The sequence below is a fragment of the Fictibacillus arsenicus genome (assembly GCF_001999465.1).
In the GTDB taxonomy this organism is placed as follows: domain Bacteria; phylum Bacillota; class Bacilli; order Bacillales; family Fictibacillaceae; genus Fictibacillus; species Fictibacillus arsenicus.
Map to the genome: position 1 here is coordinate 776,694 of NZ_MQMF01000001.1, position 15,187 is coordinate 791,880.

Genomic DNA, 15,187 nt, shown 5'->3' on the forward strand with positions numbered 1-15,187 from the left:
TGGAGGGAGCTGCAAGAGTTGCAGTAAAATCACATAGATTCCATTTGTAAAGCGCAGTTCATAAAATCTAAATAAGAGGAAAAAGCATCCGTTTGATTAAAACGGCTGCTTTTTTTAATAATATTAATTGTTTAACTAGTGTTTTAGGCTAATCCTAATAGTTTCATAATACTTAAAATCAATACCCCAATTATGCCGAAATCTGAATCACCAAATGTCGTTCCTTCAAAACCGACATCCCCTAGTAACACCAAAAGAATAGCAGGCAAGAAACTGATGATTAGGCCATTAGCAAATGATCCTAACATCGCACCTCTTATACCGCCTGTGGCGTTACCGAAAACACCAGCAGCTGCACCAGTAAAGAAATGTGGTACTAGCCCTGGGACAATTACTTTCAATCCAACAAGCGGAAGAACAAACATTGAGATCATCCCGGCGATAAAACTAAAGAGAAAACCGATGATTACTGCGTTTGGCGCGAAAGGAAACACTGTTGGGCAATCAAGAGCTGGTTTTGTATTCGGAGCTACTTTGTCAGCAATACCCTTAAAGGCTGGCACTATTTCCGCGATCAGCATGCGTACTCCGGTTAAAATAATATATACCCCGGCCGCAAAAGTAATGGCTTGCATGAAGGAAAATACAATAAAATTAGAACCACCGGATAATTTCGTTTCAATAAAGCTCTGCCCCGCAAATAAGGCTACAACAACGAAGAATATTGTCATTGTAAGTGAGACTGCTACAGATGTGTCACGTAAAAAGCCAAGTGATTTAGGAACTTTTATCTCTTCAGTCGTTTTCTCTTTATTACCAAACCATCCTCCAACTTTTGCAGAAATATAATATCCAACTGTTCCGAAATGACCGATTGCGAAATCATCGCTTCCCGTTATTTTTCTTACATATGGCTGAAGTAAGGCTGGAAAAACAACCATACAAAATCCTAATATAATGGAGCCAATAACAACGAGCGGAATACCATTCATTCCTCCTACAGAGAGAGAAACGGCTATCAAGCATGCCATGAACAATGTATGATGCCCTGTTAAAAAGATGTATTTCAATGGAGTAAAACGAGCGAGTATGATATTAACAATCATACCAAAAACCATGATTAAAGCAGTTGAAGTACCAAATTTACTTTGTGCTGCAGCTACTATAGCCTCATTATTCGGAATCACCCCTTGTACATGGAAGGCATGATCAAACATCTGGCTAAATACATTGAGCGCTTCGATTAACACTGTAGCTCCTGCACCGATAATGATGAAGCCCATCACTGTTTTCAAGGTACCCGATACCACATCTGCAGCGGATTTACGCTGCAACAGTAATCCAAGGAGAGCAAAGAGCCCAACTAGAATTGAGGGTGTACCTAAAATATCTTTCATGATTAAATCCAGCATCTTTTCCTGCTCCCTTCACTACGTCATCTTTAAATATGTTTTTCTAACTTTGACTTAATTTCTGAAATGTTCATCATATTTTCTAATGTAACGATTGTTCGATTTCCATCGTCAAGCTGCCCAACAATATCGGCTGCTCCTATATAAATATCTGCTGGCACTGTTTTTGCTGAAGCGAGATCCGTATGTTCTACCTCTGCTGTTTTCCCCATTTCCGTTAAGGCTTTCTTCACATTCAGCTCCATGATGAAACTGCTCCCTAATCCATTACCGCAAACAACCATAATCTTCATTTTGTTTCCTCCTTCGAGTACTTTTGAACGTAATTTAATAGAACGGATTTATCTGTACTTTGTAAAATATCTTCAATGTTCGCAGGCTCACCCAAAAGTGTCGTTAACTGAACAAGTGCACGCAGGTGAGACTCACTATCGGCGGCAGCTAAAACAATAATGAGCCGGACTGGCTTATCCGGTGCAAAATCTACCGCTTCATCTAGTTTTAATAAACTCATGGATAAGGAACGAACACCTTCCTCTGGTCGTGCATGTGGAATAGCAACTCCTGGTGTAATAACTACATATGGTCCGTTTACTTCGATCGATTCAATCATTGCCTCGACATAACCTTCTTCAATCGTTCCTAATTCTAATAATGGTTTTGAGGCAGTACGGATTCCTTCTTTCCAATCGGTAACCTTCGCTGTTAGTTGTATCGTTTGTGTTGTTAGTAACTCCTCTAGCACCGGTTTCTCTTCCTCCCCAAACTGAAGTTTCTTATTTTTCTGTGCGTACGTATACATATGTGTTTGTAGAGCTTTTTCTAAATCACTTTGATGATGGATCGTTGTATATTGAGCAATTATATTTATCAAGGAATCCACATCCAAGTTCTGCAGGGTATATCCATACAGCCTCTGCATCACTTGTTGACGCAGTTTATGCTTGTCCTGCACCTCTAGAATCGGAGGTACAACAAAAAGAAGTGCTTCCGTCCTCAAGTGTACCGTCGAAAATACTAGATCATAGGACAATGGATAATCTGCTGCATCCCTGACAGACAAGACATCTAAAAACAGCAGGTCTGGGAACAATTCTCTCAAGGTATATACCAAGATATTACTTATCCCAATCCCATTTGGACATACAACGATAGCCCGCTTTCTTTCATCAAGTGTTGTCCCTTGTTTGCGAAGCCATCCACCGAAATGAATCGTAAAATAGGCGATTTCATCTTCAGGAATCGGGTAGCCTATCACATTTTCGATCGGTGCTAACGACTTTTTTGTAACATGATACAGTTCTGGATAAACTCTTTGAATCCGCTTTGTCATCGTATTAATAAGGGTTACACGATACTGCATCCGATAATAAGCAGGTTTAAAATGTACCAATAATTGATCGTATAATTGTTCTTTGTCATGCAAGTGCACAAATGCTAACCTTTCAAATTCTTGAACTATCTTTTGGAGTAGATCTTGAAGGTTTTCATTATTTTCTTGCAAAGGAGATGCATCTTTTGTTCGATTCATACTCATTAAATGTACAGTAGCGTATAACTTCTCCCATTGACTCCATACCGATCTAAACGTATTAGATTGAGTCATTTCTTCCACAAATCGGTATTCTTTCGTAGAAGCTAGCTGTTCCCAATGATTTATGGAATGAATGGCTTCTCCTTTATCGATTAGCTGGTCCGTGGATAAAAACAAATAGACAAGTTCCTGTAATCGCTCATCGCTGAATGTGATTCCTAATTTACTCTCTAACGCTATCAGCTGCTTGTGAATTTGCTGTATCCTTTCCTCATGCTCACCCCATACACACTGTGTGATAAGAGGAACATTTCCACTATTCAATACATCGCGAATAAGCTGCTCAACGACATACCTTTTTTGATTGCTGTCTCCTTCTATCAAATAACCATTTTGCTTAGAGTATTTGATTTTTAACCGACTCTTTTGAGCCACTTCCTTAAGGCGCTGCAGATCTTTTAAGACAGTGTTACGAGAAACACCTGAAATGGATTGAAAGTGATAGACGGATAAGAGCTCCTGACTGAGTAGAAGGATAAGATAAAAAACGGTCTGCCTGTCTTCTTCTGAAAAAACATAAGTCCGTTTCGTGAGCTTTATGTCTAAGGACTCAACTCGAACTTTATCTGGCAAGTAATAACCGGCATTTTGATCATAGCCGATTGGGAGGTAGCCTTGAGATTCAAGCCAATCGTTTGTTTTTCCTATCCCATATTGCAGCTGTCTTCGTGTCAGACCAGTCTGTGCTATTAGTTCGTTCATTTTAAGATGGGATGATCTTTGTAGTAATTTTAAAAGAATTGTACTTCGTTCATCTAACAGCATCGAATTATCCTCCCCTGTCATAACTGTATCGATTTTTACATGAGATTTGTATCCTTTTACAGACCCTTTATTGTCTATACACCTGCACAATAATAAACTCTACTGATCTATATAGTAAATCTAGGCACAGTTTGAACGATTTGCTGTAAAAAAACAAACAAAAAAGACGCTGATTTACCAGCACCTTCTTTAGCTTCATCTTTCAGTTATCCGACTAAACACACCTTAACGCTCTTCTGACTTTCCTTGCAAAATCCAGTGGATCATCAACATCTTGAATATTAACATAAATCAATTTCGGATCATCGAACAGCCACTCATTGTGAATTGACGAAACTTCTATACCTTGATTAAGAATCGCAGCAACAAATCCACTCACTTCTTTTTGCAGAAGTGCTACCCTTCCTAAACACAAAGCTTGTCCACATTTATCTTTTGATTCGTATGAGAAAGAAGTGGTGACTCTAAAACGCTTTCCCATGATCGTAGCTTTTATCTCATCTCGAGTTATCGTTGCCACACATTTTCCACCAGCGAATCCGGCTTGTCCATAATTCTTGCAAACTCTTCACAAATTAATTCTTCATTCATCTTCATAAATTTATCCCCTCCTGTCACTATCAGGTTATGAATTACCTAATAGATTCGAAATGGACATTAATCTACTTACAAAAGAAAAATCGCAGCGAACTCTTCTGCGATTTTGTACCCTTTTCTATATATCTCGTCTGAATCATTTAAGCTTTACTAATTCCATCTTCTCACTTACTTTTTAGATGGCAAATTGATTGTAAAGCATGTTCCTTTTTCTAACTCGCTCTTGATCATAATAGTTCCGCCCATCTGCTTCACGATTTGATGGCATACGGTTAACCCCAGACCAGTCCCTTTTTCCTTTGTTGAGTAATAGGGGCTGCCTAGTTTTCTTATTTGTTCTTCGGTTAATCCCACACCGTTATCTTTAATTTGAATGGTTATGAAACCATTTGAATTCTTTGCAGCGGATATCCAGATCTTCCCTTCGCTCCTAATGGCTTCGATTGCATTTTTTATAATATTGATCAAAACCTGCTGAATTTCTAATTTAAGTCCCTCGATTTTGAGAGATGGTTCAACTTCCTGTGTAATATGTATACTGTTCAGAATAGCGTACGAATGCATGACGTCGATCGATTGTTGAATAACCGAGGTCAAATCAATGGTTTCATATTGATCCGTTTGCGGCTTCGCCAGTGCCAAATATTGATTGATGATTTCCTGTGCCCGGTCTAATTCCTCAATCGAGATGCTGATGTACAATTGCTGTTCCTTCGTAAGATCTTCTTTTTGCATCAACTGCATAAATCCTCGGACAGATGTCATCGGATTGCGGATTTCGTGTGCAACCGATGCAGCGAGCTGGCTGACGACATTCATTTTTTCTGTTCGGATCAGCTCTTGTTTCATTTTAATTTGCTCATTCATGTTTTCAATTAAATAAATGATAGCAATCAGAGTTGCCAAAATGATAAGAGAAGAGCTTAATTCAAAAAAGGTTTCCCGGTTGTCTCCCTTTAACTGAAGAAAAATCGCTCTTGTAATCGGGATCGTCATATAAAACAAACTGATCAGGATGACTTTGCCTTTTATTCGATACCTGTGAAACCAATTGGATACAGGGAGTAACAATAAACTAAACACTGTATAATTGCCTAATAGGATCAAGAGTTTCTGATCTGTAAAAGAACCGATTATAAGCAGGGCTAAAAAGGCTGCAAACCCTGCCCTTTTGCCTCCGTATAAAAAAGATAAGATGATTACGACTGCTTTAAAATCATACTTATAGATTTCGAAATGATAGACAGGCTGGCTCATTGTAAAGGTGAGTATAATCAGCATGAATAGAAAGAATTTGGAACGAATCTTTTTCCGCTTCTCTTCTCTTTCGTTAAAAAAGACTTGATAGATAAGGATTGTAAAAAGAATGAAGACCACGTGCAAGCACATGCCTTGAATTGACTCCCACATACTGTTCCCTACTTCCTCGTTTTACCTGTCTTTTTGATTTTCGACAAAATATAGGGATTTCCTTGTATATAAAAACTAAATTCAAGGTATTTATATCTAAAGGTTGTGGAAGTTTGTCGTTCATAATTATTGCTGGCATTTTAGGTCTATAAATAAGTAAAGGCACGTCCCGTGACGCACCTGTTAGTTAAAGAAAAAATTAACGATATATTCAACTATAAAAGCTAATATTGTGGTTAAAATGATATCAATGATTATCCATTTCTTTTTCCGTTTCTTATACTCCTGCTCCATAAAATATCTGATAGCATAAAAGATCGTGAAGATGATGAGTATTTCAAAAATATTCAGAGGTTTTAACATCTTACATATTTGCGTTTGAAACCTATTTTCCCTCTATCTATTTCCTTTTGAATACTTTCAGATGCAATAAGAAAACTGCTTTTGATCTCGTTCCGTTTAACTTCTACAGTACCAACTGCTTTAGCAGTCTCGACAGCTTTATCGTGGAGCGGCAAAAATGAAACTCCTACTGTGTAAATAAAATTGTTCATAGCAGATTTTGTGCGCTCAGGTGAATCGTGAATCGTATTTTTCACCTGATCAAGCATACTAGCAAGCTTGCTTCCGTCAAATTCAGCATCCGATCGATTACCCAAAAGCCAGCAGTAGCAGCTCCAGCCTGCTGACATTCTCAGCTCTTCGCCGCTTGCGATCCATTTATCCGCAACTGTCTGTGCAATATCTGTTTCAGCTAAAGTTACTGCAACCACATAATCGGATAACATATAAAAATAAGCTGCGTCTATCCAACGATCAAAATCTGACTCAGTCATAACTAGCGGATCCGCAATTATCCCTGCAAAGTACATGGCGTCGTAATTGCCTGTAGCATAAAGTTCCTCAGCCAGAGATTGATCTTTTTTAATTTTCTTAGCGATTGGCTTCATCTGCCCTGTAGCCACACCAAAAAGCGGCTCGTGTGCACCATTTGATATGTACATTTTCTTGGTGCGTTCTTTGCCGAGAGCTTCAAGCTCTTGCATAACCATTTGTAAATTCACCTTGCACCACTTCCTTCTTCTGTTCATTAGTCCCTATAAGATTCATGAAAAAAAATGCATTTCTCCTACTTGAAGAAATGCACATGAATGCTAGATTGAATTAAATAGATTTAGAGGCTTTCGCTGTATTTTTTAAAATTGTCCAGAAAGGCCTGCCATCCTGCTTCTTGCATTTCAACAGGATTGGTAGCTTCCGCTTCGAAAGTCTCAATGATTTTTGTTTCGTTATCTTGGCTATTAAATGTTATCGTCACTTTTCTGCTATCATCAAGCGTGTAAGCAATAAACTCGTTTGGTTTTACTTCATCATACGCGCCACCAAAGTCAAACCCAAAACTGCCATCCTTAGCTTCCATTCTAGTAAGAAATCTTCCGCCAGCCCTTAAATCATTCTCTGCATTTGGCGCATGCCAATCATCAGAAGCAAAACTCCAATTTGTAATATGCTGCGGTTCTGTCCAATATTTCCATACTTCAGCAACTGGTTTTTGAACTGTGGTTTCTACGGTTATGGTTACTTTATTACTTGTTTCCATGTGAATGTCCACCTCTCAATAATATGATTATTTTTACTAGATTGCTATAGAATAACGGTCTAATGCTCCTTGGTGTCTATTAAGTTAATTATTCAGTTTGCTTTATGATTTATCCTCCTCTCTTCCTAATTTACCTACCGTTTACTTCAAGAAAAAAGTCAATTTTCCTTCTTGAAGAAATGCACGCTTTTTTCTTTTCTGTTATCAACTTAACTTTTCGATAGATACTCTTCCTGAAAAAAAGGTAGCTCCGCCGCCCATGTCTGCAATGCGATCAGGCGTAAGCGCGTTTACCAGATGTTTTGTTCCTTCTACTGAACCCCAGAGGCCTTGAGTAACAGCCACACCGGGAAGAACGCTGTCACCAACACTCGCTTTTAAAATACATTCTCCTCGCTCGTTCCAAACTCGGACCTGCTCTCCATCATCTACGTTCAACTTTTCAGCATCTTCACGATTCAAAACCACTATAGGTTCTTTTTCAAGCTCAACATGTTTTGTCTGGTTCGCAAAAGTTGAATTCAAAAAATTATGGTTGGGCGCCGCAATAAATTGAAAAGGATGATCAGAATCCTTAATTAAAGGCACATATGTTGGTAATGGAGGATAACCGTCCTGTTTCATCCTTTCGGAATATAGTTCTATTTTTCCGCTTGGCGTGGGAAGGCTGTCAGGAAATTTCGCCTTTGCCTTAATGTAATGATGTTTCGTTAAGGCTTCGTAATTTATCTCTTCCGTATAGGAATTCATGGGATTTTCTAGTGATTGCTCAATTAATTCTGCGTCCGTCTCATCAAAAGCCTTTTCGGTGAATCCTATCACTTTAGCCAGAAGCCTGAACACGTCCGTGTTTGATTTTGATTCCTCGTATGGTTCGATTACAGGTTGCTGAAGCTGAATGTAGTGATGCCAATACGAAGTATAAAAATCTGTGTTTTCAAAGGAAGATGTAGCCGGTAACACAATGTCTGCGTATTTTGCCGTTTCTGTTAAAAATAAATCATGGACGACAGTAAACAGATCTTCCCGTTCCAATCCCCGCCGAATTTTATTGGCAGCTGGTGCAACGACGGCAGGATTAGTGCCATATACATAGAGCGATTTTACTGGGGGATCTAAAGAAAGCAAGGCTTCTCCCAGTAAGTTCATATTAATTACTCGCGTCTTTTTATTCTTTAACAAATCAGGCCGCTGCAATTTAGCCGTATTGTGGGCAAGATAAGCGGAATTCCCTTTGATAGCCCCTCCACCTTTCACCAGCCACTGTCCCGTTAAAGCAGGAAGGCAGGAGACCGTTCTCACAAACATGCCGCCATTGTCGTGATGCTGCGGACCGTTTCCAATCCGGATAAAAGCAGGCGAAGTTTTGCCATACTTTCTTGCAAGTTTTATAATATCTTCTACTGGTATGCCGGTAATGCCTGATACGGTAACAGGATCATACTGCAAAACATGTTCACGTAACTCTTCATGACCGACTGTGAATTGCTCCAAAAATGAGGAATCCACCATATTTTCAGCAAACAAAATATGCATCAGTCCTAAAGCGAGAGCCGTATCTGTACCTGGTAAAATGGGAATAAACCAGTCTGCTAATCTAGCCGTTTTGTTTTTATGGACATCAATCACAACGATCTTAGCGCCATTTTGTTTACGTGCTTGTTGTGCAAGAGTGGCTTGATGCATGTTCGTACTAACAGCATTAACTCCCCAAAAAATAAACAGCTTCGTGTGGATGGTTTCCTCAGGATCGGTTCCATAACTGCCGCCCATCGTATATTTGTAACCTTCTGCACCAGCAGAGTTGCAGATACTCCTATCAAGCTGTGAGGCTCCCAATCGATTGAAAAAACGGCGGTCCATACCTTCAGCACTGAGGTTTCCCATATTTCCGTAAAAGCTGTAGGGAAGAATGCTTTCTGGAGTGTCGCTTTGCAGCAGTTCCTTCCAGCGGGTGGTGATCGTATTTATAGCTTCCTCCCAGCTAATTCGGACAAATTCTCCTTCTCCTTTTGCACCAATTCGCTTCATGGGATATTTTAGCCGTTTTTTATCATAGATTCGTTCTGTCATATTTCGAACCTTGTTACAAATAAACCCCTTCGTAACTGGATGATCGGGGTCACCCTCAACTTTAATAATTTTTCCGTTCTTTTTATGAAGAAGCAGCCCGCATTGATCCGGGCAGTCTAGTGAACATACTGAAGGAAAAATCCCATCCGGGTTATCTAAAAAAGAGGACATAGACAGTCTCCTTTCTATTGGTGTCACGCAAACATCAGTCGGGACTATTCATGCTAACCAATCTTCTACTAGTTGTTGTACGATTTTTCGTTTCTCAATTTGAAGCATGTGTCCTGCTTTATCTACTATAACAAATGTGGAATGTGGAATCGTATTGAGGAGAAAATCATAATCTTTATATCCACAAATATGATCTTGTTTACCAAGGATAAAAGTGCCGGCTGCAGCAGCTCAGTAACATCATGAAAAGGTTCTTCTGAGAAAAAGTATCCCTCTTCTCTCCAATTTGATGTTAAAAAGTCTCTATTGGCAACGCTTTTTGTTTAGTTAGATCACTTTATACTGCTGGAGATAAACATTGAAGCATCTTGATTCATAAAAATAGAATTTCCATGATAGAATGTCTGAATCTCAATTGATTTAAATCCAGCTTCGGATAATTGCTGTTTCAGTTCTACATGCGAAAATCCGTTATGTACTTTCGGATGATTTATTTTTTCGTTTTTGTCAAAATCAACAATAATTAGTTTCCCATTATTATTTAATATGTTGAACAATTCTTTTAAAATTTTGTTAGTATCCGGAATATGAAGTAGAACTAGTGACATTAGAACGATGTCTGCTTTAAGTTCAGGAGTTTCTTGTGTAAAATCCGAATACAGTACTTTTGAGTTGATAATGCCTTTGCGAGCAATTTTAGTCTCCGCAACCTCCAACATTCGTTTTGATGAATCAACCAACAAAACAGAATCTACTAAATCTGTTAATTCTAAACTGATTAGACCAGTTCCGCTCCCATAGTCAATTAAAGATTTTGATTTACTCTTCCCTAATTCTGCTCGTACTTCCTTAGTAATTACTTTAGCTAATTCAATTCTTTCTTCTGTATCATATCTTTTTGCCATCTCTTCAAATACGTTATTTTCCATATTCTATTACACATCCCAATTAATCAAGAATTTATGCTGAATTCATGCTGTATTGTGGTCATTATAGCAAAAATTAAAATCTTGAGTGCAATCTCCCTCGTTCTCTTCTATATAACTCATTGGGGTGTTAAATCACAAAATAAACTTTGAAGCGATGTTGTGTTCTGCTGCTAGACTTTTAATAACCTGCAACAAAAAAGACTTTCTCTAATAGAAAGTCTTAATCGCAAATAATTGCTAAATTCTTCGTACCTACTAATTACTTTGAAGCCTTATACTTCTTCGGCAGTTTAAAACCATAGTCTGCCATAACTTCCCTGAGGCGATCTGGATAATCGGTGATGATACCGTCTACACCATCATCGACGAGTTTATTCATTGTAGCTTTATCGTCTACTGTCCATGGAATGACTTTCATACCAGCTTGATGTGCATCTCCTACCATCTTTGCTGTTACATAAGGTTCATAGTTCTCATCCGTAATCTTTCCGTTCTGGGGAAAACCGTGTACTGGTGAGATCGCGTCAGCTCCGAACGATTGAGCAGCCGAAACAAGATTTCCTCCAAAATCATCGATATCGATCCCTCCAAGCCAAGGTGACGCTCCAGGCTGTCCTGGCTGCAGGAATTGAGGACCGTTTGTAAGTGCCACGATCGGGAGCCTTGGCTCAACTTCTCGCATCATCATAAGCGATCCCCAGTCAAAACTTTGAATCGAAACCCGGTCGAGCATCCCAGCCTTTCGAACCTCATGGGCTACAATGTTAACAAAATCTTCACGCGGAGCTGTCTCATGCGGAGCACCTGCTTCAACTTTTGTTTCAATGTTCATCCAAACCTTTTTCGCATCATACTGTTTTACAAGATCAAAAACTTCAGTCAATAAAAGCATTTTTGCTCCAGGACTAGTTACCTGTCCTGGGTATTGAGGTTTGCTCAACGAACCACAGTCCATCGTGCGGATCTGCTCAAGGGTCAGGTCCTTTATGTATTTCCCCACGTAAGGATACTCTGGGTCATTTTCAAAGGCAGGGGCTGTATCCTTACAGACTGCGTTTGATATCTTTCGATCATGGGTAACCACTGCTTGATCGTCCTCTGTGATCTGTACATCAAGCTCTAGTGTACTCACCCCAAGTTCCAGCGCATGTGAAAAGGATGCGATAGAAGATTCAACCATGAGCCCCATGCCTCCTCGGTGTGCTTGAAGATCGAATCCTTTTGGACCAAAAGACTTTTCAGCTGCAGTTGCCTCCTGTCCAGATACTATAATTGAACTCATCATGAGTGCAGCTATAGTTGAAGACATCACTTTTTTTCTGATCATTTCCTCATCCCCAAACTCTTAAAATAGTAATACAATACAAAAAAAGTATACAGAGTGGATGTAAAGGAAAATAATTAGAATCTTTAAAAAAGCGTAAATAAAAATAAGGAGATAGTCCCCCTCAAAAAAAAAAGCTGCTTTGATAAGGCATCTAAAAAGTAAAACCAAATGATTGATTAGTCAGATGGTGTTTTATAAAATAAGTTATATTTTCAGCCGGTAAAAAGTGAGTAACTAAGCTACACCAATAGGAAGGTTTTTATACATATATTGTTGTTGAGAAGGCACAATATAAAAAGTACAAAGTTATAATCGCATCCCCCGTTAATACAGGGGAAGCTTAGTGGGGTTTAAAATCTTTCTTTTCAGCTTTGCTTTTCAAAAGAAAATAGAGGCATAGAGAATAAATGAGAAATAGGTGGTGAAAATAGTGGATTTCATATGGCAATCTTTTTTATTAATCTTTGTTGGTATTTTGTTACTGCGCATCTCAGGTAGAAAATCTATCTCTCAAATGACACTTGCTACAACGGTTGTCATGATATCTATCGGAACGATCATTGTACAGCCGATCATCGAAACGAGTGTAGTTCGTACAATTATTGCTGCTTCCATTTTTGTAAGTGTTCTCATCGCGCTTGAATATGTTCAACTGAAATTTAACCTTTTTGAGAATTTATTAACTGGAAAATCAATAGTAGTAGTAGAAAACGGTGAACTTAATATGAAGAACCTAAAGCGTCTCAGATTAACCGTTGACCAGCTTGAAAAACGATTAAGACAAGCAGGGATCTCAAACATTACAGACCTAAAAACGGGTACCATCGAAACGAATGGCCAGCTTGGCTACGAATTTACGGAAGATGCTAAACCTTTAACCATAGGTGATTTCAAGAAAATGATGCAGGCTTACGGTTACACGTTTCCCGTACAAGAATCTGAAAAACCGAGTATCTTTAATGAAATTATCAATGGTCATTCGAGTTCAAATCCTGATCAACTTCAGTAGGGGTATCTCTTAGGCGAATAGCAGTTCTCATTGTTTACGAGGTTAGATACAATTGGCTGTCTTGATTCTTTCATAAAGAAAGCGTTTGTCAAAAATCACCCTAAGTAATCTTTAATATCCAACCTCAAAAGTACGGTCATCTCCAACAAAACAATTCAACTAATTATAATTTACGTATCATTTCTTTTACTTCTTCACGCTTTTGAATAATTGTATCGTTTTTATTCGGGAAAACCGCTGTGGCACCACCGTCATTTTCTATCTCAATTAATAAATCGTCTAAAAAAGTCGAAAGTAGCATGTTGAACGCTTTATATGACTCATCTAAATTGGAAGCCTCCATTTTTAGCTACTGCAGCAGGAACTCTTCAAACCATCTGCTCTCTGTGCGTTAAAGATGTTCATATAAACTCAAACAGACTAACCCATTAAAAATGAATTAGTCTGTTTGGGTTTTTATCATTTTGGTGATAGGGTTTTGTTCTAAACCATAATAAAGAATACCAACTACTTATAGCTTGAGTACATTTCTTACTACAGAAATGCACCTTCTTCAAAACAATACATGAGCTTCTATTAGCTAGTTCTGTTGAAAACTTTTCAATTTCAAACGAATAATGCCATTAATATTAAATCTTGATAGCCGCCTTCTAATTTTACACCTTTTGCTTTTCTGCCTTCTTCAAAAAAGCCTAGTTTTTTATATAACTTGATTGCACCTAAATTATCTTCCATTACCTCAAGACAAACTTTTTCAATCTTACTGTTATTTTTAGCCCAATTGATTAACGTTTCTAGAAGAGCTCTGCCAATACCATAATTTCGATATTCAGGTAGTATGATCATTGCAAAAGCTCCTTGATGACTAATTTTTTCATTATCTCCGTTCTTAAAATCTATTTTACCAACTAACTTACCATCAACTTCAGCAATAAACTGTACATAATTTGGATTTTCATGATAAGCTTTTAACGTTTTTTGGATAGCATCAACATTCATCCTTTTTACATCCTCAACTGTACTTAGCATGTATGGAGCGTTTATTAAAGCGTTTGAAGCAGAATTTAGCATTCTTTCTGCATCCTGTTCTTTAGCTTCTCTAATAGTTACTGTTTTTCAATTTTTAGATTTAAAAGAAAATACATTAGTTGATAATATCTTACACACACCCTTTCAGAATATAAGTTAATCTGATTCTTACCATTTCTATAATCTATTAAATAAATCAAGGTCCTCAAGCCCAAATAACAACCCTTTTTAAATTCACGTTTTAATAGGAAATTCCTTCTCTGTTCAATCATATGGCTAGTATTTCGAAAAAAAAATAGAGCTAACCTTTGTGGTCAGCTCTAGATTAAACTTTAAAGTTCATTCGGCTGTTCTCTTTTCATTATATAGAAGTTTGTACAGCCTTTTCCTTACTTTCTATAATCAGCTTCAACTCCGCCAGATCAGTAATTGTATAATCGGCTGCTTCGGCTTCGTCCCAGTGGGGGCTTGTTTTCCAGACGGCCAACATTCCTGTGTTCTTCGCGGCTTCTACGTCATTTTTCGGGTGGTCGCCCACGAACATGCACTCTGTCGTCTTAACGTTCAATCGCTCTGCAGCTCTCTCGAACAAGAGTGGATCGGGCTTCCTCAGTCCCTCCATCTCAGATATAAGAATTGCGTCAAAGTACTCCTTAATTTCTAGTGCTTTAATGGTGTCATTTTGAAACACACCGTATCCGTTCGTTACCAAACCGAGGCGCAGGCCTTTTTTCTTGAGTTCATCCAGCATGCTTACAAGGTTCGGAAACGGTGTGCAATGGTGTTTGAACTGTGTTAGATAATCATCGAGTAGTTCGCTTGGGGGCATTCTCCTGACAGCGAGCTCATCAGATAGCTTTTGGTACACTTTGTCCTTCCACACATATCCGTTCTGCTCAAGCTCGATAAATTTTTCCGCAAAAATTTTTTTAGGAATATGGGACAGGACGGACGACAGCCGGGTATGCTGATCCTCTACAAACTTCTTAACCGATGTGTCGCGGTCCAAAAGCGTTCCATCCAAATCAAACAATACAGCTTTTATCAAATTAACACTCTCCTATCCTTACATTCTCTTTATACAGGATAAATACCCTTAATTATGACTTCGCACGCTTCATATTACTCATCCTTTTTGTGGAATCATAAGGAAAGGTCAATGCCAATGTAGCAACGTCTTTACTTCACGATATTTTCATCTAAAATAAAATAGAATCCTTGTTAGTTTGAGACATCCTTAATAACCTCCTTAAATAATTCCATTAAAAAAG

13 protein-coding genes and 2 pseudogenes are annotated in these 15,187 nt (G+C 38.4%); 1 reads left to right on the forward strand and 14 read right to left on the reverse strand.

Features of this window, described 5'->3' with window-relative positions; translation table 11 throughout:
* Positions 1–143: 143 nt before the first annotated feature.
* The 11 genes and pseudogenes from ulaA to UN64_RS03925 all read right to left on the reverse strand — a co-directional run bounded on the left by ulaA (position 144) and on the right by UN64_RS03925 (position 11,878).
* Positions 144–1,412 carry a PTS ascorbate transporter subunit IIC gene (gene ulaA, locus UN64_RS03875; protein WP_077359881.1) on the reverse strand — a complete coding sequence of 423 codons (1,269 nt, stop codon included), beginning with the start codon at positions 1,410–1,412 and terminating at the stop codon, positions 144–146.
* Positions 1,413–1,441: 29 nt separating this feature from the next.
* Positions 1,442–1,705, reverse strand: coding sequence for a PTS sugar transporter subunit IIB (locus UN64_RS03880; protein ID WP_077359883.1), 264 nt, complete (start codon positions 1,703–1,705; stop codon positions 1,442–1,444).
* Complete coding sequence (locus tag UN64_RS03885; RefSeq protein ID WP_077359885.1) at positions 1,702–3,771, reverse strand: BglG family transcription antiterminator; 2,070 nt, start codon at positions 3,769–3,771, stop codon at positions 1,702–1,704. The genes UN64_RS03880 and UN64_RS03885 overlap by 4 nt, the downstream gene beginning before the upstream one ends.
* A gap of 214 nt (positions 3,772–3,985) precedes the next feature.
* Positions 3,986–4,368, reverse strand: a pseudogene (locus tag UN64_RS03890) (DUF1259 domain-containing protein).
* A 168-nt stretch (positions 4,369–4,536) separates the two neighbouring features.
* Positions 4,537–5,778, reverse strand: coding sequence for an ATP-binding protein (locus UN64_RS03895; protein WP_077359887.1), 1,242 nt, complete (start codon positions 5,776–5,778; stop codon positions 4,537–4,539).
* A gap of 356 nt (positions 5,779–6,134) precedes the next feature.
* Entirely contained in the window at positions 6,135–6,842 is a 708-nt protein-coding gene (locus tag UN64_RS03905; protein ID WP_077359891.1) for a DNA alkylation repair protein, read from the reverse strand.
* Between the two features lie 110 nt (positions 6,843–6,952).
* Positions 6,953–7,378 carry an SRPBCC family protein gene (locus UN64_RS03910; RefSeq protein ID WP_077359893.1) on the reverse strand — a complete coding sequence of 142 codons (426 nt, stop codon included), beginning with the start codon at positions 7,376–7,378 and terminating at the stop codon, positions 6,953–6,955.
* Positions 7,379–7,582: 204 nt separating this feature from the next.
* Positions 7,583–9,622, reverse strand: coding sequence for a molybdopterin-containing oxidoreductase family protein (locus UN64_RS03915; protein WP_077359895.1), 2,040 nt, complete (start codon positions 9,620–9,622; stop codon positions 7,583–7,585).
* A gap of 48 nt (positions 9,623–9,670) precedes the next feature.
* Positions 9,671–9,936 (reverse strand): annotated as a pseudogene (locus UN64_RS21235) (alpha/beta fold hydrolase); the annotation flags it as partial.
* An 18-nt stretch (positions 9,937–9,954) separates the two neighbouring features.
* Complete coding sequence (locus UN64_RS03920; RefSeq protein WP_077359897.1) at positions 9,955–10,551, reverse strand: class I SAM-dependent methyltransferase; 597 nt, start codon at positions 10,549–10,551, stop codon at positions 9,955–9,957.
* 259 nt (positions 10,552–10,810) lie between these two features.
* Positions 10,811–11,878: a glycerophosphodiester phosphodiesterase gene (locus tag UN64_RS03925; RefSeq protein WP_077359899.1), complete on the reverse strand. Its 1,068-nt coding sequence runs from the start codon at positions 11,876–11,878 to the stop codon at positions 10,811–10,813.
* Positions 11,879–12,308: 430 nt separating this feature from the next.
* Here UN64_RS03925 and UN64_RS03930 point away from each other — a divergent pair, with 430 nt between their 5' ends.
* On the forward strand, positions 12,309–12,887 hold the full coding sequence (locus UN64_RS03930) for a DUF421 domain-containing protein (protein WP_077359901.1): 579 nt from the start codon (positions 12,309–12,311) through the stop codon (positions 12,885–12,887).
* 163 nt (positions 12,888–13,050) lie between these two features.
* Here the strand turns inward: UN64_RS03930 and UN64_RS03935 are convergent, their stop codons facing one another.
* From UN64_RS03935 to UN64_RS03945, 3 genes are all read right to left on the reverse strand, one after another.
* Positions 13,051–13,230 (reverse strand): hypothetical protein, encoded by a 180-nt coding sequence (locus UN64_RS03935; protein ID WP_077359903.1) that lies wholly within the window; start codon positions 13,228–13,230, stop codon positions 13,051–13,053.
* Positions 13,231–13,493: 263 nt separating this feature from the next.
* On the reverse strand, positions 13,494–13,958 hold the full coding sequence (locus UN64_RS03940; protein ID WP_077359905.1) for a GNAT family N-acetyltransferase: 465 nt from the start codon (positions 13,956–13,958) through the stop codon (positions 13,494–13,496).
* 319 nt (positions 13,959–14,277) lie between these two features.
* Positions 14,278–14,964, reverse strand: coding sequence for an HAD family hydrolase (locus UN64_RS03945; protein ID WP_077359907.1), 687 nt, complete (start codon positions 14,962–14,964; stop codon positions 14,278–14,280).
* Between the last annotated feature and the right edge of the window lie 223 nt (positions 14,965–15,187).